The sequence below is a fragment of the Geodermatophilus obscurus genome, assembly GCF_900115395.1.
Taxonomy (GTDB): Bacteria; Actinomycetota; Actinomycetes; order Mycobacteriales; family Geodermatophilaceae; genus Geodermatophilus; species Geodermatophilus obscurus_B.
Map to the genome: position 1 here is coordinate 599,931 of NZ_FOWE01000001.1, position 25,239 is coordinate 625,169.

The window sequence follows — 25,239 nt, forward strand, 5'->3', positions numbered from 1 at the left end:
CTGACGCTCGTCGGCGTCGTGACCGACGGTGCTGTGCTCACGTGCGGCCCCGCAGGCTCGGCCGCGTGCGCAGGGTGCCACCCCGGACGGGGCGGATCCAGCACCGGCCGGTCACGGGATGTCCGGCGGCACGACCCCGCCGGGGAACGCCGCCGCGCCGGTCGTCGGGCGGGTCGGGTCGGGGTGCAGCGGCCGGCTCGCCGCCCGCAGCGGCACCAGCCCGCGGGTGATCGCCGCCGCGATGCGCATCCGGGCCCGGTTGGCGTCGCCCACCCGCCCCACCTCGAGGTCCTCCATGAACACCGGCGGCCCGACGTGCACCCGCAGCACCGGACGCCGCACCAGCGAGCGCGCCAGGGTGCGCAGCTTGCCCCAGTCGTTGCCGTACTGCAGCACCTCCTGGGCGCCCCACTGGCTGACCGGCAGCACCGGGACCCGCACGCCGAGGGCCAGCCGCGCCATGCCGGTGCGGCCGCGCTCGGGCCACCCGTCGGGGGCCAGGCCCACCCGCCCCTCGGGATAGGCGACGACGTGCCCGCCGTGCACCAGCGCCACCTCGGTCACCCGCACCGCGTGGCGGGCGAGCTGCGTGCCGCGCTCCACCCGGATGCCCCCGGCGCGCTCCAGCAGCGGCCCGGCCACCGGCGCGGACATGATCCCGCCGGTGGCCATGATCCGCGGGACCACGCCGAGCCGGTGCAGCGCGACCGCGACGACGAAGGGGTCGAAGTCGCCGACGTGGTTGGCCGCCAGCAGCAGCGGCCCGCGCCGCAGCTCCTCCGGGACCGACCCGGTCACCTCCACCCGGCCGAAGAGGTCCACCAGCCAGGAGAACCGCCGCAGCAGCAACAGCCACACCCACCACGGCGGCGCCGCCGCGATCGCCAGCTCCCGGACGAACCACTCGGGGTCGCCGTCGCGCAGGATCGGCTCGAGGTGGTCGGGCAGCGGCGGCGGCGTGGGCCGCCAGGCGCGCAGCCGGCCGGTCAGACCGGTCACGACTGCCCCCACTGGCCGCGGGCCTCGAGGAGCTGCTTGAGCATGGCCGGGCGGTCGGTCATGATCCCGTCGACCCCGAGGTCGAGCATCGCCGTCGCCTCCTCCGGGGTGTCGACGGTCCAGACGTGCACCTGCAGGCCCCGGGCGTGCGCCGCGGTGACGAACCGCTCGTCGACCAGCGCCCGGCCGCCCAGCTGCAGCGGCACCTGCGCGCACCCGGCCTGCACGCGCACCAGCCCGGCCGCCCGCGGCGAGTACGACGACAGCCGCAGCGCCGCCACCCCGCGCGGGCCCAGCGACGTGCACACGGCCGGCCCGAGCACCCGCCGGGCGGCCGCGACCCGGGCGTCGGAGAACGACGCGAGGCAGATGCGGTCGAGCACACCGGTCCGGCGCACCGTGCGCGCCAGCGGGGCCAGCACGCCGGCGGCCTTGACGTCGAGGTTGAACCGGACGTCGGGCCAGGCGCCGAGCAGCTCCTCCAGCCGCAGGATCGGCTCCCGGCCGCCGATGCGGGCGCGGGCGACCTCGGCCCAGGGCAGCTGCTCGACGCGGCCGCTGCGGTCGGTGACGCGGTCCAGGGAGGGGTCGTGGAACACGACGGGGACGCCGTCGGCGGTGACCCGGACGTCGGTCTCGAGGTACCGATAGCCCATCGCCACGCAGGCCTCGAAGGCCGGCATGGTGTTCTCCAGGTGCTCGATCGCGCCGCCGCGGTGGGCCATCGCCAGGGGCGTCGGTCCGTCGAGGTAGGCGAACCGGGCGGGAGGCACGCTCGACACGCTAGCGGCGCACCCCGACGCCCCCACCAGGCCCTTCTCCGGCCCTGCACGGGCGTGTCACCCGGGACTGTCGGTGGGGACGTCTAGCGTCCCCGCCGTGGCTGAGCAGCAGGTCCGCGGCACCGACGCGGGAACGGTCCGGACGGCCGTCCGGACGGCGGTGGGCACGACACCGGAGCGGAGGACGACCAGGAGCAGGACGACCACGGTGACGACGCCGGTCCCGACGGCGGGGGAGGACGCGGGGCAGGGGAGCGGCACCGACCGCCGGTGCGGCTGGTGCCGGCGGGTCCTGCCCCAGGCCGGGTCGGTCGGCCGCCCGCGCCTCTACTGCGGGCAGGCCTGCCGCCAGCGGGCCTACGAGCAGCGCTCGGCCACCGCCAAGGCCGGCCTCTCCGACGACGTCGTGCTGGTGCGGCGCGCCGAGCTCGACGGCCTGCAGGACCGGCTGTTCCAGCTCCGCTGCGCCCTCGAGGACGTGCAGACCCTGCTCGGCGAGCGGCACACCAAGGCCGAGCTCGAGCGGTCCCTGGCCGACCTGGTGCACTCGACCGGCCGGCTCGACCGGCTCTGGGTCACCGAGCGCGCCGGCTGAGCCGACCGGCCGTCCGCGGGACTCCGGATCAGTCCGGGTCCTGCGTGTCGTCGTCCTGGTCCTCGGGGGCACCCTCGTCCGGGTTGCTGTTGTCGGGCAGGTTGTCCCGGGAGTCCTCGGACGGGTCGTCGCCGCTGGTGTTCTCACTGTCGTCGGTCGTGCCGTCGTTGGCGTCCTGCCCCGACGACGCGCAGGCGGTCACCGTCGCGCCGCCTCCCACGAGCGCCAGCGCGGTCAAGAGGGCGGCGATCGGACGTCGGAGTTCCATGTCCTCGACCCTAAGCAGGCAGCGGTCGAGCCGCCCGTCGAAGCACGGACACCCCCGCGCTTCCGTCACTGTGACGTAATTATGGTGGTGTGGCGGGCTGCCCGGAGGAGGGGTCCGAACGGTCGCGGCTGCCGGTCCGTGGTCCAGGTGGCCGGGTCGGGACCCGCAGGAGCGGCACGGACGGCGACCGGAGTCGCCGGCGGCAGGCAGCTCCGTGGGCCGGCTCGGGAACCCGGCGGCGGGCCGGAGCCGCAGCCGGCCGACGAGCAGCAGCCGGATGCCGGGCCGTCGAGATCCGCGCGGCCGGACAGACGGCGGTCGACATCCGGGCGGACGCGTGCGCGGTCGTCAACGGCGTCGTCCGTGCCGGCGAACCGGTGGGAACGGCACGTGTCGCGGACACCCAGCGGCAGCTGGTCGGGCGGCCGATCGTGCGCCGTCCGCGCACGTGAACGTCGCGCCGATAATGCACATTATGTCAACTAGTCGGGAGCGACCCCGCCCCGATGAGGTCGTCCGCCCATTCCCCCGGCTGCGCCCGGGACCGTCGTCCGACGCCTGACCGGGCCGGCACGGGTCGGCGCCCAGGCCGGCGCGGGCTCCGGTCCGACGTCACCCGACGTCACCCGACGCCACCCGTCGTCGTCCGTCACCGGACACGCGCCCCGCGGCGGACGATCATGGAGCCGGCGGGACCACACGCCGTGCCGGTCCCGCGTGTCGCCACCGCAGCTCCCTGGTCGTCGTCGCACCGGCGGGACAGGTGCCCGAAGACGGCCGCGTGCCGACGTCCGCCCGGGCGCTCGAGCACCTCGGTGCCACACCCGTCCGGCGGCGACGCACAGACACCGGCACGACGGCGATCCGGTGGTGGCCTGGAGTCGGGAGGGACGGCGGAGCAGCACGCCCGTCCTCGTCCCACCTCAACGTATAGCGCGCCCCGGGGCTTGCGGCAAGACCCGGGTGAGGTCGCAGACTCGCCCGCCGAGGCCGGGACCACCCGCCGTCGACCCCGCCGAACGGGCCGGGGACCACGCCGCCTCTCCCCCGCACCTCCGGAGCCGCTCCCGTGACCGCCACGACCGCCAGCGCGTTCGACCTCCCCGACCACCTCGCCGCCAAGGCCGACCCCGTCCTCATCGCCGACGACGAGCGGCACCTCGCCGCCGTCGCCGCCGGCCTCGAGCGCACGATCGCCGACCTGTCCGCGCGGCTCGACGCCGAGCGCCGGACACGCGGCGGCGCCGGGCAGGCCGCTCTCGACCGCGACCTGGAGGTGCACCGGCTCAGCGCCCGCCTGCGCACCCTGCGGCGCTTCGGCCTGGACCTGTGCCTGGGCCGCGTCGTCGCCGCGGACGGCAGCGCACCCGTCTACGTCGGCCGGCTCGGCCTCACCGACGGCGCGGGCCGCCGGCTGCTGGTCGACTGGCGCTCCCCCGCCGCCGAGCCCTTCTTCGGCGCCACCCACGCTGACCCGATGGGTCTGGTCAGCCGCCGCCGGTACCGCTGGACCCGCGGCCGCGTCACCGACTACTGGGACGAGGTCTTCACCGCCGAGGGGTGGCAGGGACACGCCGCCCTCGACGACCAGTCGGCCTTCATCGCCAGCCTGGGCGCCACCCGGTCGGCCCGGATGCGGGACGTGCTGGGCACCATCCAGGCCGACCAGCACGCGATCATCCGAGCGGGCTCGGCCGGCGCCCTCGTCGTCGACGGCGGACCGGGGACCGGTAAGACCGTCGTCGCCCTGCACCGCACCGCCCACCTGCTCTACGCCGACTCCCACCTCGGCCCGCGCCGGGGCGGGGTGCTGGTCGTCGGCCCCTCCCAGCCCTACCTGGCCTACGTCTCCGACGTGCTCCCCTCCCTCGGCGAGGAGGAGGTGCAGATCGCCACCCTGCGCGACCTCGTCCCCGAGGGAGCGGCAGCAGGACCGGAGCGCGACCCGCAGGTGGCCCGCCTCAAGGCCTCCGCGCGCCTGGTGGGCGCGGTCGAGGAGGCGGTCCGCTTCCACGAGCAGCCGCCCGGCACGGCGATGACCGTCACCACGCCGTGGTCCGACGTCCGGCTCGGCCCGGAGGACTGGGCGGAGGCGTTCGCGACGCCGGAGCCCGGCACGCCGCACAACGAGGGGCGCGGGCAGGCGTGGGAGGCGCTGCTGGAGATCCTCGTGGACGCGCACGACGATGCGCACGACGATGCCCACGACGACGAGGACGTCTCCCGCGACCGCATCCGCCGCACGCTCCTCCAGGACCGGGAGCTGCGCGCGGCCTTCGACCGCGCGTGGCCGCTGCTCGAGGCCACCGACGTCGTCGGGGACCTGTGGTCGGTGCCGGCCTATCTGCGCCGGTGCGCACCGTGGCTGGGCCCGGACGAGGTCCGGGCACTGCAGCGCGCCGAGCCCCACGCGTGGACGGTGTCCGACCTGCCCCTCCTCGACGCAGCACGGCAGCGCGTCGGCGACCCGGAGGTGGAGCGGCAGGCGCGCCGGCACCGGGCCGCCGTCGCCACCGAGCGGGAGCGCATGTCCGGCGTCATCGACGAGCTGATCGCCGCCGACGACTCCGAGTTGCTGCTGATGACCAGCCTGCGCCACGGTGACCTGCAGGACGCCCTGGTCGACGACGCCGCCCTGCCCACCCCCGATCCCGACCTGCTCGCCGGCCCGTTCGCGCACGTCGTGGTCGACGAGGCGCAGGAGCTGACCGACGCCGAGTGGCAGATGCTGCTGTCGCGCTGCCCGTCCCACAGCATGACGGTCGTCGGCGACCGCGCGCAGGCCCGGCACGGGTTCACCGGGTCCTGGCGCGAGCGGCTGCGGCGGGTCGGCCTCGACCGGGTCGAGGTGGCCTCGCTGACGGTGAACTACCGGACGCCGGCCGAGGTGATGGCCGAGGCCGAGCCGGTCATCCGCGCCGTGCTGCCCGACGCCAACGTGCCGACCTCCGTCCGCAGCAGCGGCGTCCCCGTCGTCCGCGGAGCCGTTCCCGAGCTCGGCCGGGTGCTCGAGGAGTGGCTCGCCGCGCACGCCGACGGGATCGCCTGCGTCATCGGCGCCCCCGGGCTGCGGCCGACCCCGCGCGTCCGGTCCCTGACGCCGGAGCTGGCCAAGGGACTGGAGTTCGACCTCGTCGTCCTCGTCGACCCCGAGGCGTTCGGCGGCGGCGTCGAGGGGGCGGTCGACCGCTACGTCGCGATGACCCGGACGACCTCGCAGCTCGTCGTCCTCACCCGGTCCTGAGCTGGGGTGTCAGCTGGCCGGCTGCAGCCGCACCCGCGGGTCGAGGGCCGCCGCGGCGATGTCGGCGACCGCGTTGGCCACGATCACCGCCGCGATCACCACGGTGGTGAGTCCGACCAGCAGCGCCCGGTCCCGGTCCTGGATCGCGCCGAGGATCGCCGCGCCGACACCGGGCATGACGAAGACGCCCTCGACGACGATGAGGCCGACGAAGAGCTGCCCGAGGTTGGCGGCCACGAACGTCACGACGGGCGTCAGCGACGGCCGCAGCGCGTGCACCCCCACCACCCGCCACGGGCGCAGGCCGCGGCCGCGGGCGGCCTGCACGAACGGGCTGCGCAGGGTGTCGCCGACCTCGGCCCGGGTGATGAGCGCGACGTAGCCGGTCGACAGGGCGGCCAGCGCGAGGACCGGCAGCACGTAGGCCGCCGGGTCGCCGGAGAGCCCGTTGAACGGCGCCCAGCCCAGCTCGGAGACGAACACGAACCGCAGCAGGGCCGCCGCCACCACGACCGGCGTGCCGACGAGCACCGTGGCCACCGCGTACACACCCCGGCCGGTCCACCGCCCGCCGGCCGCCAGCGCCCCGGCCACGACGCCGATGACGAGCTGGACGACGACCGCGCCGGCCAGCAGCACCGCGCTGACCGGCGCCGTGGCGGCGACGACGTCGAGGACGGCCGGCCCGGGCACCACGGCGTCCCCGCGCAGGCGGGGCAGGCCGCTGCCCCAGTCCCCGGTCAGCAGGTCACGCAGGTACAGCGCGTACTGCACCAGCAGCGGCTCGTCGAGGTGGAAGTCGCTGCGGATGCGGGCGTAGAGGGCCGGTGGCGGCGGCTCGAACCCGAACAGGGCCCGCACCGGGTCCCCGGGCAGTTGCGTCACGGCGACGAAGACGAGCGTCACGGCGGCCCACAGGCTCAGCAGCATCTGCCCGGTCCGGCGGACGGCGAAGGCGAGCACGGCCGACATCGTGGCAGGACCGTGATCAGCGCGGTCGACGCCGGGGCCGTCCTCGGCGAGACTCCGCCGGTGTCGTCCTCGTCCCCCGCCCGCGCCGCAGGAGGCCCGGCAGCCGGCCGGCGTCCGGGCAACGCGCCGCTCGCGGTCGGCACCGTCCTGCTGGTCCTGCTGGCCACCGTGGCGGTGGTACCCGGTGTGTTCACCGACGCCGACCCGCGCTCCTGCGACCTCGCCGACTCGCTGGTGCCGCCGTCGTGGTCGCACCCCTTCGGCTTCGACGTCTTCGGCTGCGACCTGGCCGCCAAGACGGTCTACGGCGCCCGGACCTCGCTGCTGCTGGCCCTGTCGGTCGTCGCGCTGACCGGCCTGCTCGCCGTCGTCCTGGGGACGCTCGCCGGGTACGCCGGCGGCCTGCTCGACGGCCTGGTGTCGCGGGTGACCGACGTGTGGTCGGGCATCCCGCTCGTGCTCGGTGGCGTCGTCCTGCTCAGCGCGACCGACCGGCGCGGGGTGTGGCAGGTCGTGGCCGTGCTCGCGGTGTTCAGCTGGCCGCCCATGGTGCGGATCGCGCGGGCCAGCACGCGGCAGGTGCTGGCCCTGGACCACGTGACGGCGGCCCGCGCGCTGGGTGTCGGCCCCCTGCGGCTGCTCGCGCGCCACGTGCTGCCCAACGCCGCGCGCCCGCTGGTGGTGTTCGCCAGCGCCTACGCCGGGGTGCTCATCTCGGCCGAGGCGGTGCTGACCTTCGCCGGGGTCGGCCTCCAGCGGCCCACCGAGTCCTGGGGCATCCTGCTCCAGCAGGGCGGTGAGGTGGCCTCCCGTGCGCCGCACGCGCTGGTCCTGCCCAGCGTCGTCCTGGTCGTCGCGGTGGCCGCCTTCGTGCTCCTCGGCGAGGGACTGCGCAACGCCGGCCGGGGTGCCCACGACCGATGACTCCCCGCGGTCCGGCGGCCGGGTCCTGGTCGGCGTCGAGGTCGCCGACGCCGCACTCCCCCACGTGTCCGACCTCGGCGGGCTGGTGCAGAGCCTGCCCACCGGCATGCCGTGGGTCAGCGGGTCGCCCACGACCGCGACCCCGACCCCGACGGCGATGCGGTCGACCTGCTCCGTCCTTGCGGTTGGTTCTTGCTCGTGTGAAAAAGACGAATTGTTGTTAGGGATAACGGTCAAGGGGCGCACGAGGCCTATGCCTCGTGGCGTCGTCCCGACTGACATCGGCAGCGGGTCGCACGTCCTCCACCCGACGCCGGCAGCTCCCCTCTGTCGGCGTCCGGGGCACGATCGAGCGATGGACGACGACGCGCGGGACCGGATCGCCGAGGGGTACCGCGCGTTCAGCAGGGAGACCGCCGTCGAGGCGCCGGCCTACTCCGCGCTGGCCGCCGCCGTGGCCGGCGACCGGGAGGTCCTGGCCTTCCTGGCCGGCCTGCCGGCGGAGAGGAGCACTCCCCCGCTGGTCCTCGCCGTCCTCCGGTTCCTCGGGGGCATCCCGGCCGACGGGGCCGAGCTACGGGACCGGGTGCTGGCCGACGGCCACCGCCTGCGGCAGACGCTGTTGACGCGAACGATCCAGACCAACGAGCCCGCGCGCTGCGCCGCGCTGCTGCCCGCTCTGGCCATGGTCGAGGGGCCGCTCGCCCTCGTCGAGGTGGGGACCTCGGCCGGGCTGTGCCTCTACCCCGACCGGTACGGCTACGAGTACGACGGCCGAGCGGTCGGGCCGCCGGGCCCGGTGCTGATCCGGTGCACGACGAGCGGCGCGGTACCGGTGCCGGCCGCGCCGCCGGAGGTGGTCGCACGGATCGGTGTGGACCTGGACCCGCTCGACGTCACCGACCCCGGCGACGTCGCCTGGTTGCGCTGCCTGGTCTGGCCCGGCCCGGTCGAGGTCGAGCGCCTGCAGCGACTCGAGGCCGCGGCGGCGGTCGCCGCCGCCGACCCACCGACCCTGCTGACCGGCGACCTGCTCGAGCAGCTGCCCGCGGCCCTCGCGCTCGTGCCCGACGGTGCGACGCCGGTGGTGTTGCACACCGCCGTGCTGCCCTACCTCGACGCGGACCACCGCGCGGCCTTCGTCGACCGGGTGCGCGGGCTGCCGGTGTGCTGGATCGCCCAGGAGGGCGCCGGGATGGTGCCCGGCACCGGCGAGCCGTACCCCGGGGGGTGGGGGCCGCACCTCGTGCTCTCCCTCGACGGCCGCCCCCTGGCCCGCACCGCTCCCCACGGCGGCCGGATCGACTGGCTCGGGTGACCGGCAACGCCGGCAGCCGGACGGGAGGCGGAGCACCGCCCGACGATCGCCACTCCCCCGGCGGGCGGCGCTCGTCCCGGGATCGCGACCGGGACGCCGGTTCCCCCTTCTCGGGCTTGTTCTTGTGTTCCCCATAAAAACAACAGCTAGTTAGGGATAACGGTCGACTGCGAAGCGAGCCGGACGCGTTCGCCGGCTCAGCGACGGCGGTCGCGCCAGGAACGACCCTGCAGCCACCATCCGAGCCGACGGGTGATCCAGGGCAGCAGCACGTAGGTCATCACCGGCGTGAGGGCCAGGGTGACCGCGAGCACCCGCAGGGCCACGTGGACGTCGGCGAGCAGCGCCCCCAGGGTCACCGTGGCCAGAAGGTTCAGCGGGTGGAAGACCAGCCAGATCGTCGTCGCCTGCTTCCAGCGCCGGTGGGGCCGGAGGACCGGCCGGGGTGACCACCCTCCGTGCCGGCCGGCTGGTCGAACCAGCCCTCGATGCCGGTGCGGCGCTCGGTGCGGGTGACCTCCGCCAGCCCCTCGGCCGACCGCAGCCACCACGCCCGCTCCGGCGAGGCCTCCCAGACCCCGAGCGCCGACGGGTCGGCGAAGCGGCACAGCATGTGCCACTCGTCGGAGCCGTCGCGCGGGCGCACCCATCCCGCGCCGAGGAACCCGGGGAACGACTCGGCCATCGTGAGGCCGGCGCGGATCCAGGCGGTCATCTCGCGGGTGTGCGCGGGATCGGCCCGGCGGGTGAAGGACAGCGTCACCGGCAGGCTCGCGGCGGCGACGGACGGTGGCGAGGTCACGCTCCCAGGATCGGTGAGCGACGGGCCAGGCCGCAGCGTGATCTCCCCCGCTCCCGCTGCGGTCTTCCCGTCAGGGGTTGCCAAGCTAATGTTGGGGATAACGGTCGACACGGTGACGTCCCGCATCCAGCGCGCTGCCGGTGGGTGCGCTTGACTCGCCGGGATGGACGCCGTCGACCGCCTCTGGAGCCGCGTCACGGCCGAGGCGCCCCTGCCCCTCGAGGTGCTGGCCGGGGCGGCCGTCGTCGCCCTGCTCGTGGTGGCGACGCCGGCGCTGTGGCGGCCGGCGCGGACCGTGGTCACCATCGCCCACGAGGGCGCCCACGGACTGGCCGCGCTGGCCACCGGCCGCCGGTTAGCCGGGATCCGGCTGCACTCGGACACCTCGGGGCTGACGGTGTCGGCCGGGCGCCCCAGCGGCCCCGGCATGGTGCTCACCTGCGCGGCCGGCTACGTGGGTCCCGGACTGTTCGGGCTGGGCGCGGCGGCCCTGCTGGCGGCCGGACACGCGGTGGGCGTGCTGTGGGCGCTGCTGGTCCTGCTCGCCCTCCTGCTGCTGCAGATCCGCAACCTCTACGGACTGTGGGCGGTGCTCGTCACCGGCGCCGCGCTGGCCGCCGTCACCGCGTGGCTGCCGCCCGCCGGTCAGGCCGCGGTCGCCGCCGCCGTCACCTGGTTCCTGCTGCTGGCCGCGCCGCGCACCGTGCTCGAGCTGCAGGCCGCGCGGCGGGCGCGGGCCGCGCCGGACTCCGACGCCGACCAGCTCGCCCGGCTCACCCGGCTGCCCGCGCTGCTGTGGGTCGGCGCCTTCCTGCTCGTCGACGTCGCCGCCCTCGTCCTGGCCGCCCGCTGGCTGCTGGTCCCCTGAGGTGACGTGCTCGAACGGCCCTCCTGCCGCGTCCCGCCCCGGGCGGAGCGGCGGGGACGGGTCCTCCGGCTAGTCGCGCTGCCCCTTGCCCCGGCGGCGGGGCGCGGCGCCGGGCGGCTGGGTCACCGGGGCCACCTCCGGCGCCGGCGGGTTGTCCAGCACCAGCTCGTTCTCGGTCACGGTCACCCGGCGCCCGTGGTGGTGGATGTCGAGCGGCTCGCCGTCGTGCAGCCGGTAGGTGGTCTGCTCCCGGCCGATGGCCACCTCGAGGACCCGCCCCTGGTAGGCCAGCCGGAAGCGCAGGCCGGTGATCCGGGAGGGCAGCCGCGGGGCGAACAGCAGCCGGCCGTCGTGGTCGCGCATGCCGCCGAACCCGGCGACGGCGACCGTCCAGCCACCGGCCAGCGAGGCGATGTGCAGGCCGTGCCCGGCGTTGCCGTGCAGGTTCTGCAGGTCGGTGAGCGCTGCCTCGCCCCAGTAGTCGTAGGCCAGCTCCAGGTGGCCGGTCTCGGCGGCCACCACCGCCTGCTGGGTCGCCGACAGAGAGGAGTCGCGCACCGTGCGGGCCTCGTAGTAGGCGAAGTCGGCGACCTTCTCCTCGTGGGTGAAGGCGTCCCCGCGCAGGTGCAGCGCCATCACCAGGTCGGCCTGCTTGACCACCTGCCGGCGGTAGATCTCGAAGTAGGGGTAGTGCAGCAGCAGCGGGTAGTGGTCGGGCGGGGTCGCGGCGAAGTCCCACTCCTCGTGGTGGGTGAACGCCTCGGACTGCATGTGCACGCCCAGCCTCGGGTCCCAGGGCACCCGCATGAGGCGCGCGGCCCGCTGCCAGTGCCCCACCTCGTCCTCGGTGACCTGCAGCCGGCCGGCGACGTCGGGGTGGCGCTCCACCGCGGCGGCCGCCTCGCGCAGGTTCCGCTGCGCCATGAGGTTGGTGTAGACGTTGTTGTCGACGACGGCGGTGTACTCGTCGGGCCCGGTCACCCCGTCGATGCGGAACCCGTCCTCGGCGTCGAAGTGCCCCAGCGACGCCCACAGCCGCGCGGTCTCGATGAGCAGCTCGGTGCCGAAGTCGCGGTCGAACTCCTCGTCGCCGGTGGCGTGCACGTAGCGCACGACGGCGTCGGCGATGTCGGCGTTGATGTGGAAGGCCGCCGTCCCCGCCGGCCAGTAGCCGCTGGTCTCCTCCCCGCGGATGGTGCGCCAGGGGAAGGTCGCGCCGCGGCGGCCGAGCTCGCGGGCGCGGTCGCGGGCCAGGTCGAGGGTGGAGTGCCGCCAGCGCAGCGCGTCCCGGACGGCGTCGGGCGCGATGTAGGTCAGCGCCGGCAGCACGTAGGTCTCGGTGTCCCAGAAGGTGTGCCCGTCGTAGCCGGGCCCGGTGAGCCCCTTGGCGGGGATGGGCTGCCGCTCGGCACGCAGGCCCGCCTGCAGGAGGTGGAAGACGCCGACCCGCACCGCCTGCTGCAGCTCGTCGTCGCCCTCGATCTCGACGTCGGCCTGCGCCCAGTGGGAGTCCAGGACCTCGCGCTGCTCGCGCAGCAGTCGCTCGAAGCCGGCGAGCTTCGCGGTCGCCAGGGCGCCCTCGACCTGGTCGCGCAGCGCCGCGGAGGAGCGGCGCGAGCTCCAGCCGTAGGACAGGTACTTGACCAGCTTCAGCGACGACCCCTGCGGCAGCCGGGCGGCGAGGGTGAAGCGGGCGAGGTCCTCCCCCGCCTCGATGTCCAGCGTGGCGCTGTCGGGGACCTCGATCACGTGGTCCATGCCGGCGGCCATGCGCAGCTTGCTGCGCCGGGTGCGGTGCACCAGCACCGCGCGCTGCCCGCGGGCGACGGCCATCTCGTTGACCAGCGGGCGGCGCAGCGCGGCGGCGGCACGCGGGTCGTCGCTCTCGCGGCCGCTGTCGACCGGCTCGTTGGCCAGCAGGTCCGACTGCAGCGCCACGTACAGGTCACCGCGGTCGTCGGTGCACTCCACGGCGTACTCGATGGCGGCGATCGAGCGGCGGCGCAGCGACACCAGGCGGGTGCTGGTCACCTTGACGGTGCGGCCGTTGGGCGAGCGCCACTCGGTGACCCGGCGCAGCACCCCGCGGCGCAGGTCGAGGGTGCGGCGGTGCTCGACGATCTCGCCGTAGTCGAGGTCGAGGGGGGTGTCGCCGACCAGCAGCCGGATCAGCTTGCCGTCGGTGACGTTGACGACCGTCTGGCCCTGTTCGGGGAAGCCGTAGCCGGCCTCGGCGTAGGGCAGCGGCCGCTCCTCGAAGAATCCGTTGAGGTAGGTGCCCGGGACGACGATCGGCTCGCCCTCCTCGAACGAGCCGCGCATGCCGATGTGCCCGTTGGCGAGCGCGAACACCGACTCGTGCACGCCGAGGGAGGGGTGGTCGAGACCGATCTCGGTCAGCGACCACGGCTCGACGGGGAAGCTGGGCCGGCCCTCGGTCACCGCGCACCCCCGTCGAGCAGCTGGTCGAGGTCGGTGACGACGACGTCGGCGCCGTTCTCCCGCAGCGCGTCGCCCTGCCCGACCCGGTCGACGCCCACGACGAACCCGAAGTCCCCGGCCCGGCCGGCGGCGACCCCGGCCAGCGCGTCCTCGAACACCGCCGCGGCCGACGGCTCGACGCCGAGCGCGCGGGCGCCGGCGAGGAAGGTGTCGGGGGCGGGCTTGCCGCGGAGGCCCTCGCGGGCGGTCACCACGCCGTCGACGCGGGCGTCGATGAGGTCGGCGAAGCCGCCGGCGGTGATGACCTGCTCGCCGTTGGCCGAGGCGGTGACGACGGCGGTGGCCAGCCCCGCCTCCCGCGCGGCCCGCAGGTAGGTCATCGAGCCCGGGTACACCTCGACGCCGTGCTCCTCGAGCTCGGTCAGCAGCAGCTCGTTCTTGCGGCGGCCGACGCCGTGCACGGTGCGGGCGTCAGGGGGGTCGTCGGGGCTGCCCTCGGGCAGCGTGATGCCGCGGCTGGCGAGGAAGTCCCGGACGCCGTCGGCCCGCGGCTTGCCGTCGACGTAGCGGTTGTAGTCGAGCTGGCTGAACTCCGCCGCCGTGGGGTCGGTGGCCCGCAGGAACTCGTCGAAGGTGCGCTTCCACGCGGCCATGTGCACCGTCGCGGTGCGGGTGAGGACGCCGTCCATGTCGAAGAGACAGGCACGGATGCGGTCCGGGAGTCCGAGCACGCTCGCCCACGCTACCGGCGTGTCGCGGGCTCGACCTGTCGAGAACCCCCCGGGGTCGCAGCTCCCCACCGCAGGCGGCAGCCTGGGGCGGCGCGGGGCCGCACCGGACCACCCGGTCCCGGCCACCCCGACCGCCCGAGGAGAGGACCGCCCATGGCCGACCGGACCGTCCCGCCGAGCCCCTACGACTTCCTGCCGCCCGTCCCGTCGTTCACCGTCACCAGCACCGACGTGCGCGACGGCGAGGTGATGCCGATGCGCTGCGTCAGCGGCGTCATGGGCGCCGGCGGTGAGGACTCCTCCCCCCAGCTGTCGTGGTCGGGCTTCCCCGAGCAGACGCAGGGGTTCGCCGTCACCGTCTTCGACCCCGACGCCCCCACGGTCAGCGGCTTCTGGCACTGGGTGGTCACCGGCATCCCCGCCTCGGTGACCGAGCTGCCGGCCGGCGCCGGCGACCGGGACGGGTCGGGCCTGCCCGCGGGCGCCCGGCAGCTGCGCAACGACTCCGGGTTCGCCGGGTACGTCGGTGCCGCTCCCCCGGCCGGTCACGGCCCGCACCGCTACTTCGTCGTGGTGCACGCCCTGGACACCGCCGACATGGGCGTGCCGGCCGACGCCAGCCCCGCGTTCCACGGGTTCAACCTGTTCGGGCACACGCTGGCCCGGGCGCAGCTGGTCGTCACCCACGCCCAGGACTGAACGGAACGACGACGTCCTGACCGGCGCGTGCGGCGGCGCCGGACCGGGGGTACCGCGGGACCATGACGTCCCGGGGCACTTCCCGGCCGGCGCCCGCACCGCCCCGGCCGCGCCCCGCCCGCGGCGCCGCCCTGCTGACGGCGCTGCTGCTGCTCCTGGTCGCCGACGTCGTCCCGGGCCGCGGACCCCGGGCCGCCGCAGGTCCCCCGGCCGCCGACGTCGTGCCGGCCGTCACCGCGTCGTGGACCGTCCCCGGCGGGACGCTGGCCGTCGCCCTCACCGCCCGCCCCGAGCCCCCCGGGCCGACCGGCCGCGCCACCGACGCCCGCGACACCCGGCTGGCGCACCGCACCGCGGACAACGGCGCCGCGGCCGACCGCCCCTTCCCCACCGCGTCGATGGTCAAGCTGTTCCTCGCCGAGGACCTGCTGCACCGCGCCCGCGCCGGGCTGGTCACCCTCGGCGAGCGTGACTGGGCGCTGCTGCAGGACATGATCCGCTCGTCGGACGACCCGGCCGCCTCGGAGCTGTGGACCCGCTTCGACGGCCCGCAGATGGTCCGCGACGTCGCCGACCGCTACGGCCTCCCCGGCACCGCTCCCCCGGCCGACCCCTCCCAGTGGGGCGAGACGACGACGACCGCGCGCGACCTGGCCCGTTTCCTCGCGCTGCTGCCCACCGTCGCCGCCCCCGCCGACGCGACGACGCTGCTGGTGTGGATGCGCACCGCCACCCCGCTGGCCGCCGACGGCTTCGACCAGCGGTTCGGCGCGTTCGGCACGCTGCCGGGGATGCCGGCGGTCAAGCAGGGGTGGATGTGCTGCGTGGACGGCGTGCGGCACCTGCACTCGGTGGCCGTCAGCGGCGACCGGGTGGTCGTGCTGCTCAGCGAGCTGCCGCCGTCGGTGTCCTGGGACGAGGCCCGCGCGGCGCTGTCGGCCGCCGCGGCCGCGCTGCCGGCACCGCGCGGCTGAGCCCGGTCAGCAGCCGGGCAGGCCGGCGACCCCGGTGGAGCCCAGCCAGGCGAAGCCGACGCGCTCGTAGACCCGCGCGACGTCGTCGTCCCCGGCGGTGAGGAAGACCAGGTCGGCGGTCTCGCGGGCCTGCGCCACCAGCGCCGAGGCCAGCGCCGCGCCGACCCCGCGCCCGCGCCGCCGGGGGGAGCTGGCCACCCCGACGACCTCGCTGATCTCGGTGCCGTCCACGTCGACCGGGGAGTGCGAGCCGACGCCCACCGGCATGCCGTCCTCGAGCGCCACCATCACCACGGTGCGCCCCGTGGCGACCCGCTCGCGCAGCACCTCGGCCCGGGCGTCGGACGGACCCTCGAGGTCCTCGGGGTCGGGGTCGGCGTGGTGCGGGGCGAACCCGGACTCCAGCAGGTGCTGGTAGTGCGGCAGCGCCGGGTCCTCGGCGCCCACCAGGTACAGCCGGACGCCGGCCGGCAGCAGCACCTCCACCGGGTCGTCGACCACGAGCAGCGGGAACTCGGTGACGACCAGCCCGGCCGCGCGGGCCGCGGCGCCCAGCGACGGCGCCCGCTCGACGACCCACTCCACGGCGGCCGGCAGGCCGGCCTCCTCCTGCAGCGCGACGGCGGCGCGCACGTCGTCGGCGGTCACCGCGCCGGCGCCGGGCCGCGGGCGGGCCGGGTGGGGCCAGGCCGGCGGGCCGACCGGCACGTCGAGCGCCCCGGCCGGGACGAGCCGCGCGTCCGGCAGCGGCGCGGCGGCGGCGTACCGCTCGACGCTGTCGAGCAGCCCTCGGCGGGTCGGCACACCGGCACCCTATGCGCGGGCCGTCCCGGCGGACCCGCGCGGAGCCCGCCCGACGACGCCGTTCCCCCCGCCCGGGTGACCCGCCGGTCGGGACGCGGGGGCGCGGGCGGCACGATGGTCGGTGTGACGGCAGGGACCCGGCCCCAGATCTCGCCCTACGCGGCCTTCGGCCGGGACGCGTGGCGGGCCCTCGCCGGCTCCCGCACGCTCCCCCTGGACGAGGCCGACCTGGTGGCGCTGCGCAGCCTCGGCGACCGCATCGACCTCGACGAGGTGGCCACCGTCTACCTGCCCCTGGCCGAGCTGCTCGGGCTGCACGTGACCGCCAGCCGGGCGCTGTGGGCCGCGCAGAGCCGGTTCCTGGGCGACACCACGGCCAAGGTCCCCTATGTCATCGCCGTCGCCGGCAGCGTCGCCGTCGGCAAGAGCACCACCGCCCGGCTGCTGCAGACGCTGCTCGCCGCCGCACCCGGCTCGCCGCGGGTCGACCTGGTGACCACCGACGGGTTCCTGTGGCCCAACGCCGTCCTCGAGCAGCGCGGCCACATGGCACGCAAGGGCTTCCCCGAGAGCTACGACCGGCGGGCGCTGATCCGCTTCCTCGCCGACGTGAAGTCCGGCCGCGGGGAGGTGAGCGCGCCGGTGTACAGCCACCAGTCCTACGACGTGCTGCCCGGGCAGCGGCAGGTCGTCGACCGGCCCGACGTCCTGGTGCTCGAGGGCCTCAACGTATTGCAGGCCGGCCGCCACGACGACGGCCGCGTGCCCGAGGTGTTCCTCTCGGACTTCTTCGACTTCTCCGTCTACGTCGACGCCGTCGAGGCCGACGTCCAGGAGTGGTACGTCGAGCGGTTCCTCGCGCTGCGCCGCACGGCCTTCGCCGACACCTCGGCCTACTTCCACCGCTACGCCGACCTCAGCGACGACGACGCGCGCGCCACCGCGCTGTCGATCTGGGCCGCGGTCAACGGCCCCAACCTGCGGCAGAACATCGCCCCGACGCGCTCGCGCGCCCGCCTGGTGCTGCAGAAGTCCGCCGACCACTCGGTCCGCCGGATCCTGCTGCGCAAACTCTGACTTCCTCCCCCCGGGGCGCTCTCCGCCGTGGTCCGTGGTGATCGAGGTCAGTTGGGGATAACGGTAGGGACGGGCGGTCGGGCCCTGGACGCGACGCGTCGGCGGCGCATGGTCCGCCCGCCCGGGACGTGTCCGCCATGGCGAGGTCTGACGACCCGAAGGGGTCAGGTCGTGGGATTCGTCACCTGACGCAGACCCGGGCCGGGCGCACACTCGGAGACGTCCGGTCACCGGACGTTCACCGCCAGTGATATCCGGCCTTCCCCGCCGACCTGATCGGGAGTCCTCCTGATGTGCGCACACCCCACCCCCTGCCCCGACGCCACCAGCGACGCGCGTGACCTCGCCGCGGTCGTGAGCAGCCACCCCGAACAGGGCTGGAGCCTGCTGTGCAACGGCGTCGTCCTCTTCGACGACGACGGCGAGCTGCTGCCCGACGGCAGCGCGGTCGCCGACCACCACCAGTGGCGGACCGCCGGGCTCGTCCCCGCCTAGGCCCGGGACCTCCCCGACCGCCCGGCGCGGGTCCCGCTGCGGCGGGGCCGGCGCCGGGCTCAGCCGGCGCCGGTCTCAGCCGGCGGCGGTCTCGGCGGCCTCGGTGAGCAGGGCGGTGAAGGCGGCCGCGTCCGGCGCCGCCGCGTCCGGCGCCGCGCTCTGCGCCAGCAGCAGGCCGCGCGACCCGTCGACCACGAGGCCGACGAGCACGCTGACCGACTCGCGCCCGGCCCAGTCGACGGTCACCTGCACCCCGGCGCTCTGCTGACCGAGCTCCGGCACGTCCAGCGGCGTCGCCTCGACGGTGGCGCTCCAGCCCCACGGGCCGGTCGCGGTCACCGTCCCGCACTCGGCGAGCAGCTGGTCGACCGGCAGCTGCAGCTCCGCGATCTGCGGTGACTCGGCGAGCACCTGCACGGTCTGCGCCTGCGGGGTGCGGGCCGCCTGTGCCGCCCACATCAGGTCACCGGCCTCGTCGTCGAGGCCCTCGAGGCCCTCGAGGGCTTCCAGCGCCGCGCGGCACCCCTCGGGCTCCACGGTCACCTCGCCGGCCCAGCCGTCGTGGTCACCGTCGCGGTCGTGACCCCAGTGGCCGCCCCAGCCGCCCCACCCCGGGCCCGCGGCGCCGAGCTGGTCGAGGGTGATCCCGACGACGGTCGCGTCCGCGCCGAACGCCGAGGCCGGCAGCAGCCGGTCGCGCAGGTCGTCGGACGTCGAGCCCTCCGGTGCCGGCTCCTCCGTCCCGGGGGCCGGTGACGGCGTCGCGGACGGACCGGGCGACGAGGACTCGGCCGGTGACTCCGACGGCGACTCCGACAGCGACTCGGACGCGGGTGCCGACGGCTCCCCGGTGACCGCGGCCGGGCTCAACCCCGACGTGCCGGCGCACCCCGCCGTGAGCAGCGCACCCGCGGCCAGCGCCGCTCCCGCCGTCCGGACCCGGAGCTGCCTCGTCGCCGCCATGCGCCGATCGTCCTCCATCCGGCCGTCGCCGTCACCTGCCCAGAGGTCGGAACCGGACCGCTCCCCGGGTCGTTGGGCGACGGTCCGCCGCCCGTCACCGTGCCGGAGGTCCCCGTGCCGACCGCTCTCCCCGTCCTGCCCGCGCTCCTCCCGCCGACGGTCGCCCAGGCCGAGCGGCTGGTCGCCCTCGGCCTGCACGAGCGGGCCGGCCTGTCGGCCGGCGACCTGCGGGCGGCCGCGGCCGCCGGCCACCCCGACCGGGACGGCGACGGCGCGCTGCTGGTGCTGCCGCCGGGCCTCGTGCCGCCCTCGGCCCTGGTGCCGTTCGTGCGGTGGCAGGACCGTCCGGCGTTCGTCGTCGTCGACATGACCGACCTCGACGAGTTCGCACCCGTCGAGGACGCCGTTCCTCCCCCGGGCCCGGTGTACCTGCTGTGCGGGCCCGAGCGGGGCGACGGGTACCGCGACGTGTCGCCCGACGACGCGCTGCCGCGGATCCGCGCCGCCGGCCGGACGCCGCTGACCCTGGCCGAGGGGCTCACCTGGCTGCTGCAGTGCCCCGGTGTGCTGGAGCGCAACGCCTGCACCATGACCGTCGGCTCCCGGCTGCGGCGGCCGAACGGCTCACTCGACGCCCGCACGCCGGCGCTGTGGATCAGCAACGGCACCGGCCGTGACGGGCGGGAGCGGCGCAACGCCCCCAAGGTCGGCTGGTGCTGGGCGGGCAACCGGCACACCTGGCTGGGCATCGCCTCGGCGTCCGGCCGCGTGCCGCTGTCCTGACCGCCCCGGGAGCGGCACGTCCCGGCGTGCCGCTCCCGGCGACCGGCTAGACCTGGCCAGCTAGGACTGGCCGGCGCCCACCACGTCGGCGGCGGTGCCCATGTCGTCGGGCGCGCCCTCGTCCCGTCCGGGCACGTGCGTCTGCGGGGCGTGCGCCGGCTCGGGCTCGGCAAAGGCCTCCGGCGGCGGGCACGAGCACACCAGGTTGCGGTCCCCGAACGCCTGGTCGATCCGCCGCACGGGCGACAGGTAGCCGCGGGTGGTCAGCCGCGGCACCGGGAACACCGCCGCCGACCGCGGATAGGGCCGCGCCCACTCCCCGGCCAGCATCCGCAGCGTGTGCGGGGCGTTGCGCAGGGGGTTGTCCTCGCGGTCGTACTCCCCCGAGGCGACCTCCTCGATCTCGCCGCGGATGGCGACCATCGCCTCGACGAACCGGTCGAGCTCGGCGAGGTTCTCGCTCTCGGTGGGCTCGACCATGAGCGTGCCGGCGACCGGGAAGCTCATCGTCGGGGCGTGGAACCCGAAGTCGACCAGCCGCTTGGCGATGTCGTCGTTGGTGATGCCGGTGGCCCGGGTGATCGGGCGGATGTCGAGGATGCACTCGTGGGCGACCAGCCCGCCGGCGCCGGTGTAGAGCACGGGGTAGTGCTCGCGCAGCCGGGCGGCGAGGTAGTTGGCGCCCAGGACGGCGTGCTCGGTGGCCCGCTGCAGCCCGTCGGGGCCCATCAGCCGCAGGTAGGCCCAGGAGATCGGCAGGATGCCGGCCGACCCGAACGGCGCACCCGACACCGCCGGGCCCTGCCCGCCGGTGTCGGCCAGCGGGTGCCCGGGGAGGAAGGGCACGAGGTGCTCGCGGACGCCGATCGGGCCGACGCCGGGGCCGCCGCCGCCGTGCGGGATGCAGAACGTCTTGTGCAGGTTGAGGTGGCTGACGTCGGAGCCGAACCGCCCCGGCCGGGCCAGGCCGACCATCGCGTTGAGGTTGGCGCCGTCGACGTAGACCTGCCCGCCGGCGTCGTGGACCGCGGCGCAGATGTCGCGGATGTCGGTCTCGAACACCCCGTGCGTCGACGGGTAGGTGATCATGATCGCGGCCAGCCGGTCGGCGTGCTGGCCCACCTTGGCGCGCAGGTCGGCCAGGTCGACGTTGCCCGCCTCGTCGCAGGCCACGACGACCACGCGCATCCCGGCCATGACCGCACTGGCGGCGTTGGTGCCGTGCGCCGAGCTCGGGATGAGGCAGACGTCGCGGTGCGACTCACCGCGGGAGGCGTGGTAGCCGCGGATGGCCAGCAGCCCGGCGAACTCGCCCTGCGACCCGGCGTTGGGCTGCACGCTCACCGCGGCGTACCCGGTGATCTCCGCCAGCCAGGTGCACAGCTCGTCGATGAGCTGCCGGTAGCCGCGGGCCTGCTCGGCCGGGGCGAAGGGGTGCAGCCCGCCGAACTCCGGCCAGGTGACCGCCGCCATCTCGACGGCGCTGTTGAGCTTCATCGTGCACGAGCCCAGCGGGATCATCGTGCGGTCCAGCGCCAGGTCCTTGTCCGACAGCGACCGCAGGTAGCGCATGAGCGCGGTCTCCGAGCGGTGCGCGGAGAACACCGGGTGGGTGAGGAACGGCGTCCGCCGGCGCAGCACGTCGGGCAGCGCGTCGGGGCCGTCGTCGTCCAGGGCGGACGCGTCGGCGTCCACACCGAAGGCCTCGGCGACCAGCCGCAGCACGGCCGGCGTCGTCGTCTCGTCGCAGGCGACCGCGACGGTGTCGGCGTCGACCCGGCGCAGGTTGACCCGCCGGGCGGCCGCGGCGGCCACGACCTCGTCGGCCCGGCCGGGGACGCGCGCCTGCACGGTGTCGAAGAACGACCCGTGCACGACGTCGATCCCGCCGGCGCGCAGCCAGCCGGCCAGCGCCAGCGCGCTGCGGTGCACGCGGGCGGCGATCGCGGTCAGCCCCTCGGGACCGTGGTAGACGGCGTAGGTGCCGGCCATGACGGCGAGCAGCACCTGGGCGGTGCAGATGTTGCTGGTCGCCTTCTCGCGGCGGATGTGCTGCTCGCGGGTCTGCAGCGCCAGCCGGTAGGCGACGTCGCCGTCGGCGTCCACCGACACCCCGACCAGCCGGCCGGGCAGCTGCCGGGCCAGGCCCTCGCGCACCGACAGGTAGCCGGCGTGCGGGCCGCCGTACCCGAGCGGGACGCCGAAGCGCTGGGTGCTGCCGCAGGCGACGTCGGCGCCCCACTCGCCGGGTGCCTCCAGCAGGGTCAGCGCCAGCACGTCGGCGGCGACGACGACCGCCGCGCCTGCGGCGTGCGCCGCCTCGGCGAGCGCGCGGTGGTCGCGGACGGCGCCGCTGGCACCCGGGTAGGACAGCAGCACGCCGAACGCGCCGGCCTCGGGCAGGTCGGTGGGCCAGCCGGCGGAGAGGTCGGTGACGTGCAGGCCGATGCCCAGCGGCTCGGCGCGGGTCTGCAGGACCGCGAGGGTCTGCGGCAGTGTGTCGGCGTCGACGACGAACACCGCCCCCGGCTTGGCACGGCCGGCGCGGCGGACCAGCGTCATGGCCTCGGCGGCGGCGGTGGCCTCGTCGAGCATGGAGGCGCCGGCGACCGGCAGGCCGGTGAGGTCGGCGACCATCGTCTGGAAGTTCAGCAGCGCCTCGAGCCGACCCTGGCTGATCTCGGGCTGGTAGGGCGTGTAGGCGGTGTACCAGGCGGGGTTCTCCAGGATGTTCCGCTGGATCACCGCGGGGGTGACCGTGCCGGAGTAACCCAGCCCGATCATCGAGGTGAACACCTCGTTGGCCTCGGCCCGCTCGCGCAGCTCGGCGAGGACGGCCGCCTCGTCGGCGGCCGCGGGGAGGCTCAGCGCGTCACGGTCGCGCACCGTCTCGGGCACGGTCGCGTCGACCAGTGACTGCAGCGAGTCGTGACCGACGGCCTCGAGCATCGCGTCGGTCTCGCCGGCGCGCGGACCGATGTGCCGGGCCGCGAAGGAGCCCGCGGGGCTCAACGCGCGCAGTGACGGGAGAGGGCCAGCAGCAGCGTCCGCCATTAGCACGACGCTACCAGCGGGACGCTCGGCTCCAGCGTCCTGCCGAGATCGCGCGATCTCGGCGGTCCGGCGGCCGCCGACCGGTCGAGATCACGGGATCTCGACCGCTCCGGCACCGCCGGCGTGCGAGATCGCGCGATCTCGACGCATCCGGCGGGCGGACGCACGGCCGGGGACCGGGCGTCCCGCGGGTGCAGGACGCCCTTCCGGGACGTGCGGACTCAGGCGGTCTGGACGCGGCGCTGGCGGCGCATCGCCAGCTCGTCGTCGGCGGCGTGCAGCGGGGCGCCGTCGAGCCGCTCGGCCGGCAGCTCGGCGAGCTCCCCGGACAGCTCCCGCAGCGCGCCGGAGACGGCGATGCCGAAGACGCCCTGCCCGCCGGCGAGGAGGTCGACGACCTCCTCGGCCGAGGTGCACTCGTAGACCGTCGCCCCGTCGGAGAACAGCGTGACGTTGGCGAGATCCTTGATCCCGCGGTTGCGCAGGTGGTCGACGGCCTTGCGGATGTTCTGCAGCGACACCCCGGTGTCGAGCAGCCGCTTGACCACCTTCAGCACCAGGATGTCGCGGAACGAGTACAGCCGCTGGGTCCCCGAGCCGGTCGCACTGCGGACCGACGGGGCGACCAGGCCGGTACGGGCCCAGTAGTCCAGCTGGCGGTAGGTGATCCCGGCGGCGGCACACGCCGTCGGGCCGCGGTACCCGACGAGGTCGGTGTCGACCTCGTCGTAGTCCGTCGCCCCCACGGCGGCGTCGCTGAAGAGCTGACCCTGGGAGCCCTCGCTCTGGTCGCTCACGTCAGCGGTCCTCCTTCGCGTGCCGCCACGGGCGCGGCGGCCGTCCCGGTCCGATCCGCTTCCCCACGGATCACACCGGTGTTGTCCGCGACCGTAAGCCGGGCCCACAGGGCGGTCAACTGACCCGGGCGGCGTGTCGCCGCATGCACCCCGACCGGGGGGTATCGGCACCCGCGGCCCGGGTCTCCAGTCCTGCGGTGACCGGAGCGACGCGTGTGACGGACGGGACGGAGGGGGTCCCGGCCGCCCCGGAGGTCAGGCGCCGCCGGAGCCGGAGCCCGCGCCGAAGTCCTCCGGGGAGATCTGGTCGAGGAACTCGCGGAACTTCTCGACCTCGTCCTCCTGCTCGTCGGGGATCTCGATCCCGACCTCGTCGAGCAGGTCCTCGGCGCCGTAGATCGGCGCGCCGGTGCGGACGGCGAGGGCGACGGCGTCCGACGGGCGGGCGCTGACCACCCGGTCGTCGCCGAAGACCAGCTCGGCGATGTAGATGCCGTCGCGCATCTCGGTGATGTTGACCGCCTCGAGGGTGGCGCCGAGCGTGCGGACCACCTCGCGCAGCAGGTCGTGGGTCATCGGCCGCGCCGGCCGGACCCCCTGCTGCTCGAAGGCGATCGCCGCGGCCTCCACCGCCCCGATCCAGATGGGCAGGTACCGCTCCCCCTGCGCCTCCTTCAGCAGGAGGATCGGCTGGTTGCCGGGCAGCTCGACCCGGACCCCGACGACTCTGAGTTCCTGCACGGTGTTGCTCCCTCAGCTGCGGCGGTACGGGTGGAACCGGTACGGCGCGAACGGGTGCGGCCCTCCGGCGGCCAGTCCACCGTACGCCGCAGTCAGGGGCGCAGGACGTCCCGGAGTCGCGCCTCCAGGAGGGCGCGGTGCAGCTGCGCCGACAGCGCGGAGAGCTCGGCCAGCTTCTCCGTGGCGCGGGCGCGGGCGTCCTCCGCGCGCGAGCGCAGCACCGGGACGACGAGCTGCTCGACCAGTCCGGCCTCGCGCTCGGCGCCAGTGCGGAACACGCGCAGGTGGCGCGGCTCGATGCCGTGCCGGGCCAGGCCCGCGGCGGCGCGGGCGATGGGCAGGTCGCCGGCCGGGTGCCGCCCGTCGGCGTCGGGGGCGAGCAGGCCGAACTGGACGCAGTCGGCGAGCTGCCGGGGATCGAGGCCGGCCGCGCGGGCGAAGTCGGCGGCGTCCAGCGGTCCGGCGTCGGGGGACCCTGCCTCCGGGGACGCGGGGTCCGGGGACCCTGCCTCCGGGGACGCGGGGTCCGGGCGGCCGGCGTCCCCGTGCGCGCCGCCGGCCGCCGGGGCCGGCGCCGCGGGGCTGCCGGCCCCGGGCACCGGCAGCCCCCGGTCGAGCGCGTCGAGGTGCTCCTTGATGACCCGCAGCGGCAGGTAGTGGTCCCGCTGCGCGGTGAGCACGTACCGCAGCCGGTCGACGTCGGCCCGGCAGAACTTCCGGTACCCCGACGGCGTCCGCTGCGGGGACACCAGCCCCTCGCTCTCGAGGAACCGGATCTTGCTGATGGTCACGTCGGGGAAGTCGTCGCGCAGCGCGCCCAGCACCGCCCCGATCGTCAGGCGCGGGCTGCGCGCGTCGGCGGCGCCGTCCCCGGACGTGCCCGCGGGCGCTCCGGGCACCGGTTCAG

The 25,239-nt window shown here is 75.7% G+C and carries 24 protein-coding genes; 10 read left to right on the forward strand and 14 right to left on the reverse strand.

Features of this window, described 5'->3' with window-relative positions; translation table 11 throughout:
- Positions 1–111: 111 nt before the first annotated feature.
- Entirely contained in the window at positions 112–999 is an 888-nt protein-coding gene (locus BM165_RS02655) for a lysophospholipid acyltransferase family protein (RefSeq protein WP_244273970.1), read from the reverse strand.
- On the reverse strand, positions 996–1,772 hold the full coding sequence (locus BM165_RS02660; RefSeq protein ID WP_208976609.1) for a glycerophosphodiester phosphodiesterase family protein: 777 nt from the start codon (positions 1,770–1,772) through the stop codon (positions 996–998). The genes BM165_RS02655 and BM165_RS02660 overlap by 4 nt, the downstream gene beginning before the upstream one ends.
- A 106-nt stretch (positions 1,773–1,878) precedes the next feature.
- On the opposite strand from BM165_RS02660, the gene BM165_RS25475 reads away from it, so the two are divergent.
- Positions 1,879–2,376: a hypothetical protein gene (locus tag BM165_RS25475; protein ID WP_244273971.1), complete on the forward strand. Its 498-nt coding sequence runs from the start codon at positions 1,879–1,881 to the stop codon at positions 2,374–2,376.
- A 28-nt stretch (positions 2,377–2,404) separates the two neighbouring features.
- Here the strand turns inward: BM165_RS25475 and BM165_RS02675 are convergent, their stop codons facing one another.
- Positions 2,405–2,644 (reverse strand): hypothetical protein, encoded by a 240-nt coding sequence (locus tag BM165_RS02675; RefSeq protein WP_143107987.1) that lies wholly within the window; start codon positions 2,642–2,644, stop codon positions 2,405–2,407.
- A gap of 1,069 nt (positions 2,645–3,713) precedes the next feature.
- On the opposite strand from BM165_RS02675, the gene helR reads away from it, so the two are divergent.
- Positions 3,714–5,888 (forward strand): RNA polymerase recycling motor ATPase HelR, encoded by a 2,175-nt coding sequence (gene helR / locus BM165_RS02680; protein WP_075011932.1) that lies wholly within the window; start codon positions 3,714–3,716, stop codon positions 5,886–5,888.
- A gap of 9 nt (positions 5,889–5,897) precedes the next feature.
- On the opposite strand, the gene BM165_RS02685 is transcribed toward helR, so the two are convergent.
- Positions 5,898–6,860: an ABC transporter permease gene (locus tag BM165_RS02685; RefSeq protein WP_083426958.1), complete on the reverse strand. Its 963-nt coding sequence runs from the start codon at positions 6,858–6,860 to the stop codon at positions 5,898–5,900.
- Positions 6,861–6,872: 12 nt separating this feature from the next.
- On the opposite strand from BM165_RS02685, the gene BM165_RS02690 reads away from it, so the two are divergent.
- Together BM165_RS02690 and BM165_RS02695 are read left to right on the forward strand one after the other, a co-directional pair.
- On the forward strand, positions 6,873–7,784 hold the full coding sequence (locus tag BM165_RS02690) for an ABC transporter permease (protein ID WP_083426959.1): 912 nt from the start codon (positions 6,873–6,875) through the stop codon (positions 7,782–7,784).
- A gap of 355 nt (positions 7,785–8,139) precedes the next feature.
- Positions 8,140–9,102, forward strand: a complete 963-nt coding sequence (locus tag BM165_RS02695; RefSeq protein WP_075011933.1) for a DUF2332 domain-containing protein — start codon at positions 8,140–8,142, stop codon at positions 9,100–9,102.
- Positions 9,103–9,299: 197 nt separating this feature from the next.
- Here BM165_RS02695 and BM165_RS25110 read toward each other — a convergent pair whose 3' ends face one another.
- Positions 9,300–9,461, reverse strand: a complete 162-nt coding sequence (locus tag BM165_RS25110; RefSeq protein WP_208976610.1) for a putative antibiotic biosynthesis monooxygenase — start codon at positions 9,459–9,461, stop codon at positions 9,300–9,302.
- A 14-nt stretch (positions 9,462–9,475) separates the two neighbouring features.
- Complete coding sequence (locus tag BM165_RS02700) at positions 9,476–9,904, reverse strand: antibiotic biosynthesis monooxygenase (protein ID WP_208976611.1); 429 nt, start codon at positions 9,902–9,904, stop codon at positions 9,476–9,478.
- 163 nt (positions 9,905–10,067) lie between these two features.
- Here BM165_RS02700 and BM165_RS02705 point away from each other — a divergent pair, with 163 nt between their 5' ends.
- Complete coding sequence (locus BM165_RS02705; RefSeq protein ID WP_075011934.1) at positions 10,068–10,772, forward strand: M50 family metallopeptidase; 705 nt, start codon at positions 10,068–10,070, stop codon at positions 10,770–10,772.
- A gap of 69 nt (positions 10,773–10,841) precedes the next feature.
- Here the strand turns inward: BM165_RS02705 and BM165_RS02710 are convergent, their stop codons facing one another.
- A complete protein-coding gene (locus BM165_RS02710) occupies positions 10,842–13,214 on the reverse strand; it encodes a glycoside hydrolase family 65 protein (RefSeq protein WP_075011935.1) in 2,373 nt (790 codons plus the stop codon).
- Positions 13,211–13,945: a beta-phosphoglucomutase family hydrolase gene (locus BM165_RS02715; protein WP_075011936.1), complete on the reverse strand. Its 735-nt coding sequence runs from the start codon at positions 13,943–13,945 to the stop codon at positions 13,211–13,213. Before BM165_RS02715 ends, BM165_RS02710 begins: the two co-directional genes overlap by 4 nt.
- A 153-nt stretch (positions 13,946–14,098) precedes the next feature.
- On the opposite strand from BM165_RS02715, the gene BM165_RS02720 reads away from it, so the two are divergent.
- Together BM165_RS02720 and BM165_RS25960 are read left to right on the forward strand one after the other, a co-directional pair.
- Positions 14,099–14,644, forward strand: a complete 546-nt coding sequence (locus tag BM165_RS02720) for a YbhB/YbcL family Raf kinase inhibitor-like protein (protein WP_075011937.1) — start codon at positions 14,099–14,101, stop codon at positions 14,642–14,644.
- Positions 14,645–14,706: 62 nt separating this feature from the next.
- Positions 14,707–15,618, forward strand: a complete 912-nt coding sequence (locus BM165_RS25960; RefSeq protein WP_083426960.1) for a serine hydrolase — start codon at positions 14,707–14,709, stop codon at positions 15,616–15,618.
- A 6-nt stretch (positions 15,619–15,624) separates the two neighbouring features.
- Here BM165_RS25960 and BM165_RS02730 read toward each other — a convergent pair whose 3' ends face one another.
- Positions 15,625–16,422: a GNAT family N-acetyltransferase gene (locus BM165_RS02730; RefSeq protein WP_075011938.1), complete on the reverse strand. Its 798-nt coding sequence runs from the start codon at positions 16,420–16,422 to the stop codon at positions 15,625–15,627.
- A gap of 114 nt (positions 16,423–16,536) precedes the next feature.
- On the opposite strand from BM165_RS02730, the gene coaA reads away from it, so the two are divergent.
- Positions 16,537–17,499 (forward strand): type I pantothenate kinase, encoded by a 963-nt coding sequence (coaA, locus tag BM165_RS02735; protein ID WP_075012120.1) that lies wholly within the window; start codon positions 16,537–16,539, stop codon positions 17,497–17,499.
- A 291-nt stretch (positions 17,500–17,790) separates the two neighbouring features.
- A complete protein-coding gene (locus BM165_RS02740) occupies positions 17,791–17,994 on the forward strand; it encodes a DUF5999 family protein (protein ID WP_075011939.1) in 204 nt (67 codons plus the stop codon).
- 75 nt (positions 17,995–18,069) lie between these two features.
- On the opposite strand, the gene BM165_RS02745 is transcribed toward BM165_RS02740, so the two are convergent.
- On the reverse strand, positions 18,070–18,957 hold the full coding sequence (locus BM165_RS02745; RefSeq protein ID WP_075011940.1) for a hypothetical protein: 888 nt from the start codon (positions 18,955–18,957) through the stop codon (positions 18,070–18,072).
- A 114-nt stretch (positions 18,958–19,071) separates the two neighbouring features.
- On the opposite strand from BM165_RS02745, the gene BM165_RS02750 reads away from it, so the two are divergent.
- Positions 19,072–19,740: a DUF5701 family protein gene (locus BM165_RS02750; RefSeq protein WP_244273972.1), complete on the forward strand. Its 669-nt coding sequence runs from the start codon at positions 19,072–19,074 to the stop codon at positions 19,738–19,740.
- A 60-nt stretch (positions 19,741–19,800) separates the two neighbouring features.
- Here BM165_RS02750 and gcvP read toward each other — a convergent pair whose 3' ends face one another.
- The 4 genes from gcvP to ftsR all read right to left on the reverse strand — a co-directional run bounded on the left by gcvP (position 19,801) and on the right by ftsR (position 25,231).
- On the reverse strand, positions 19,801–22,752 hold the full coding sequence (gcvP, locus tag BM165_RS02755; protein ID WP_244273973.1) for an aminomethyl-transferring glycine dehydrogenase: 2,952 nt from the start codon (positions 22,750–22,752) through the stop codon (positions 19,801–19,803).
- A 263-nt stretch (positions 22,753–23,015) separates the two neighbouring features.
- Positions 23,016–23,591: a MerR family transcriptional regulator gene (locus BM165_RS02760; RefSeq protein WP_075011942.1), complete on the reverse strand. Its 576-nt coding sequence runs from the start codon at positions 23,589–23,591 to the stop codon at positions 23,016–23,018.
- A 255-nt stretch (positions 23,592–23,846) separates the two neighbouring features.
- On the reverse strand, positions 23,847–24,332 hold the full coding sequence (locus BM165_RS02765) for a bifunctional nuclease family protein (RefSeq protein WP_075011943.1): 486 nt from the start codon (positions 24,330–24,332) through the stop codon (positions 23,847–23,849).
- Between the two features lie 92 nt (positions 24,333–24,424).
- Positions 24,425–25,231: a transcriptional regulator FtsR gene (ftsR, locus tag BM165_RS02770; RefSeq protein WP_177225069.1), complete on the reverse strand. Its 807-nt coding sequence runs from the start codon at positions 25,229–25,231 to the stop codon at positions 24,425–24,427.
- Between the last annotated feature and the right edge of the window lie 8 nt (positions 25,232–25,239).

Coding starts and splice junctions, on each gene's coding strand:
- BM165_RS02675 (WP_143107987.1), bottom strand. CDS start 2,644: ATGGAACTCCGACGTCCGATCGCCGCCCTCTTGACCGCGCTGGCGCTC.
- BM165_RS02685 (WP_083426958.1), bottom strand. CDS start 6,860: ATGTCGGCCGTGCTCGCCTTCGCCGTCCGCCGGACCGGGCAGATGCTG.
- BM165_RS02695 (WP_075011933.1), top strand. CDS start 8,140: ATGGACGACGACGCGCGGGACCGGATCGCCGAGGGGTACCGCGCGTTC.
- BM165_RS02705 (WP_075011934.1), top strand. CDS start 10,068: ATGGACGCCGTCGACCGCCTCTGGAGCCGCGTCACGGCCGAGGCGCCC.
- BM165_RS02720 (WP_075011937.1), top strand. CDS start 14,099: ATGGCCGACCGGACCGTCCCGCCGAGCCCCTACGACTTCCTGCCGCCC.
- BM165_RS25960 (WP_083426960.1), top strand. CDS start 14,707: ATGACGTCCCGGGGCACTTCCCGGCCGGCGCCCGCACCGCCCCGGCCG.
- coaA (WP_075012120.1), top strand. CDS start 16,537: ATGGTCGGTGTGACGGCAGGGACCCGGCCCCAGATCTCGCCCTACGCG.
- BM165_RS02740 (WP_075011939.1), top strand. CDS start 17,791: ATGTGCGCACACCCCACCCCCTGCCCCGACGCCACCAGCGACGCGCGT.
- BM165_RS02745 (WP_075011940.1), bottom strand. CDS start 18,957: ATGGCGGCGACGAGGCAGCTCCGGGTCCGGACGGCGGGAGCGGCGCTG.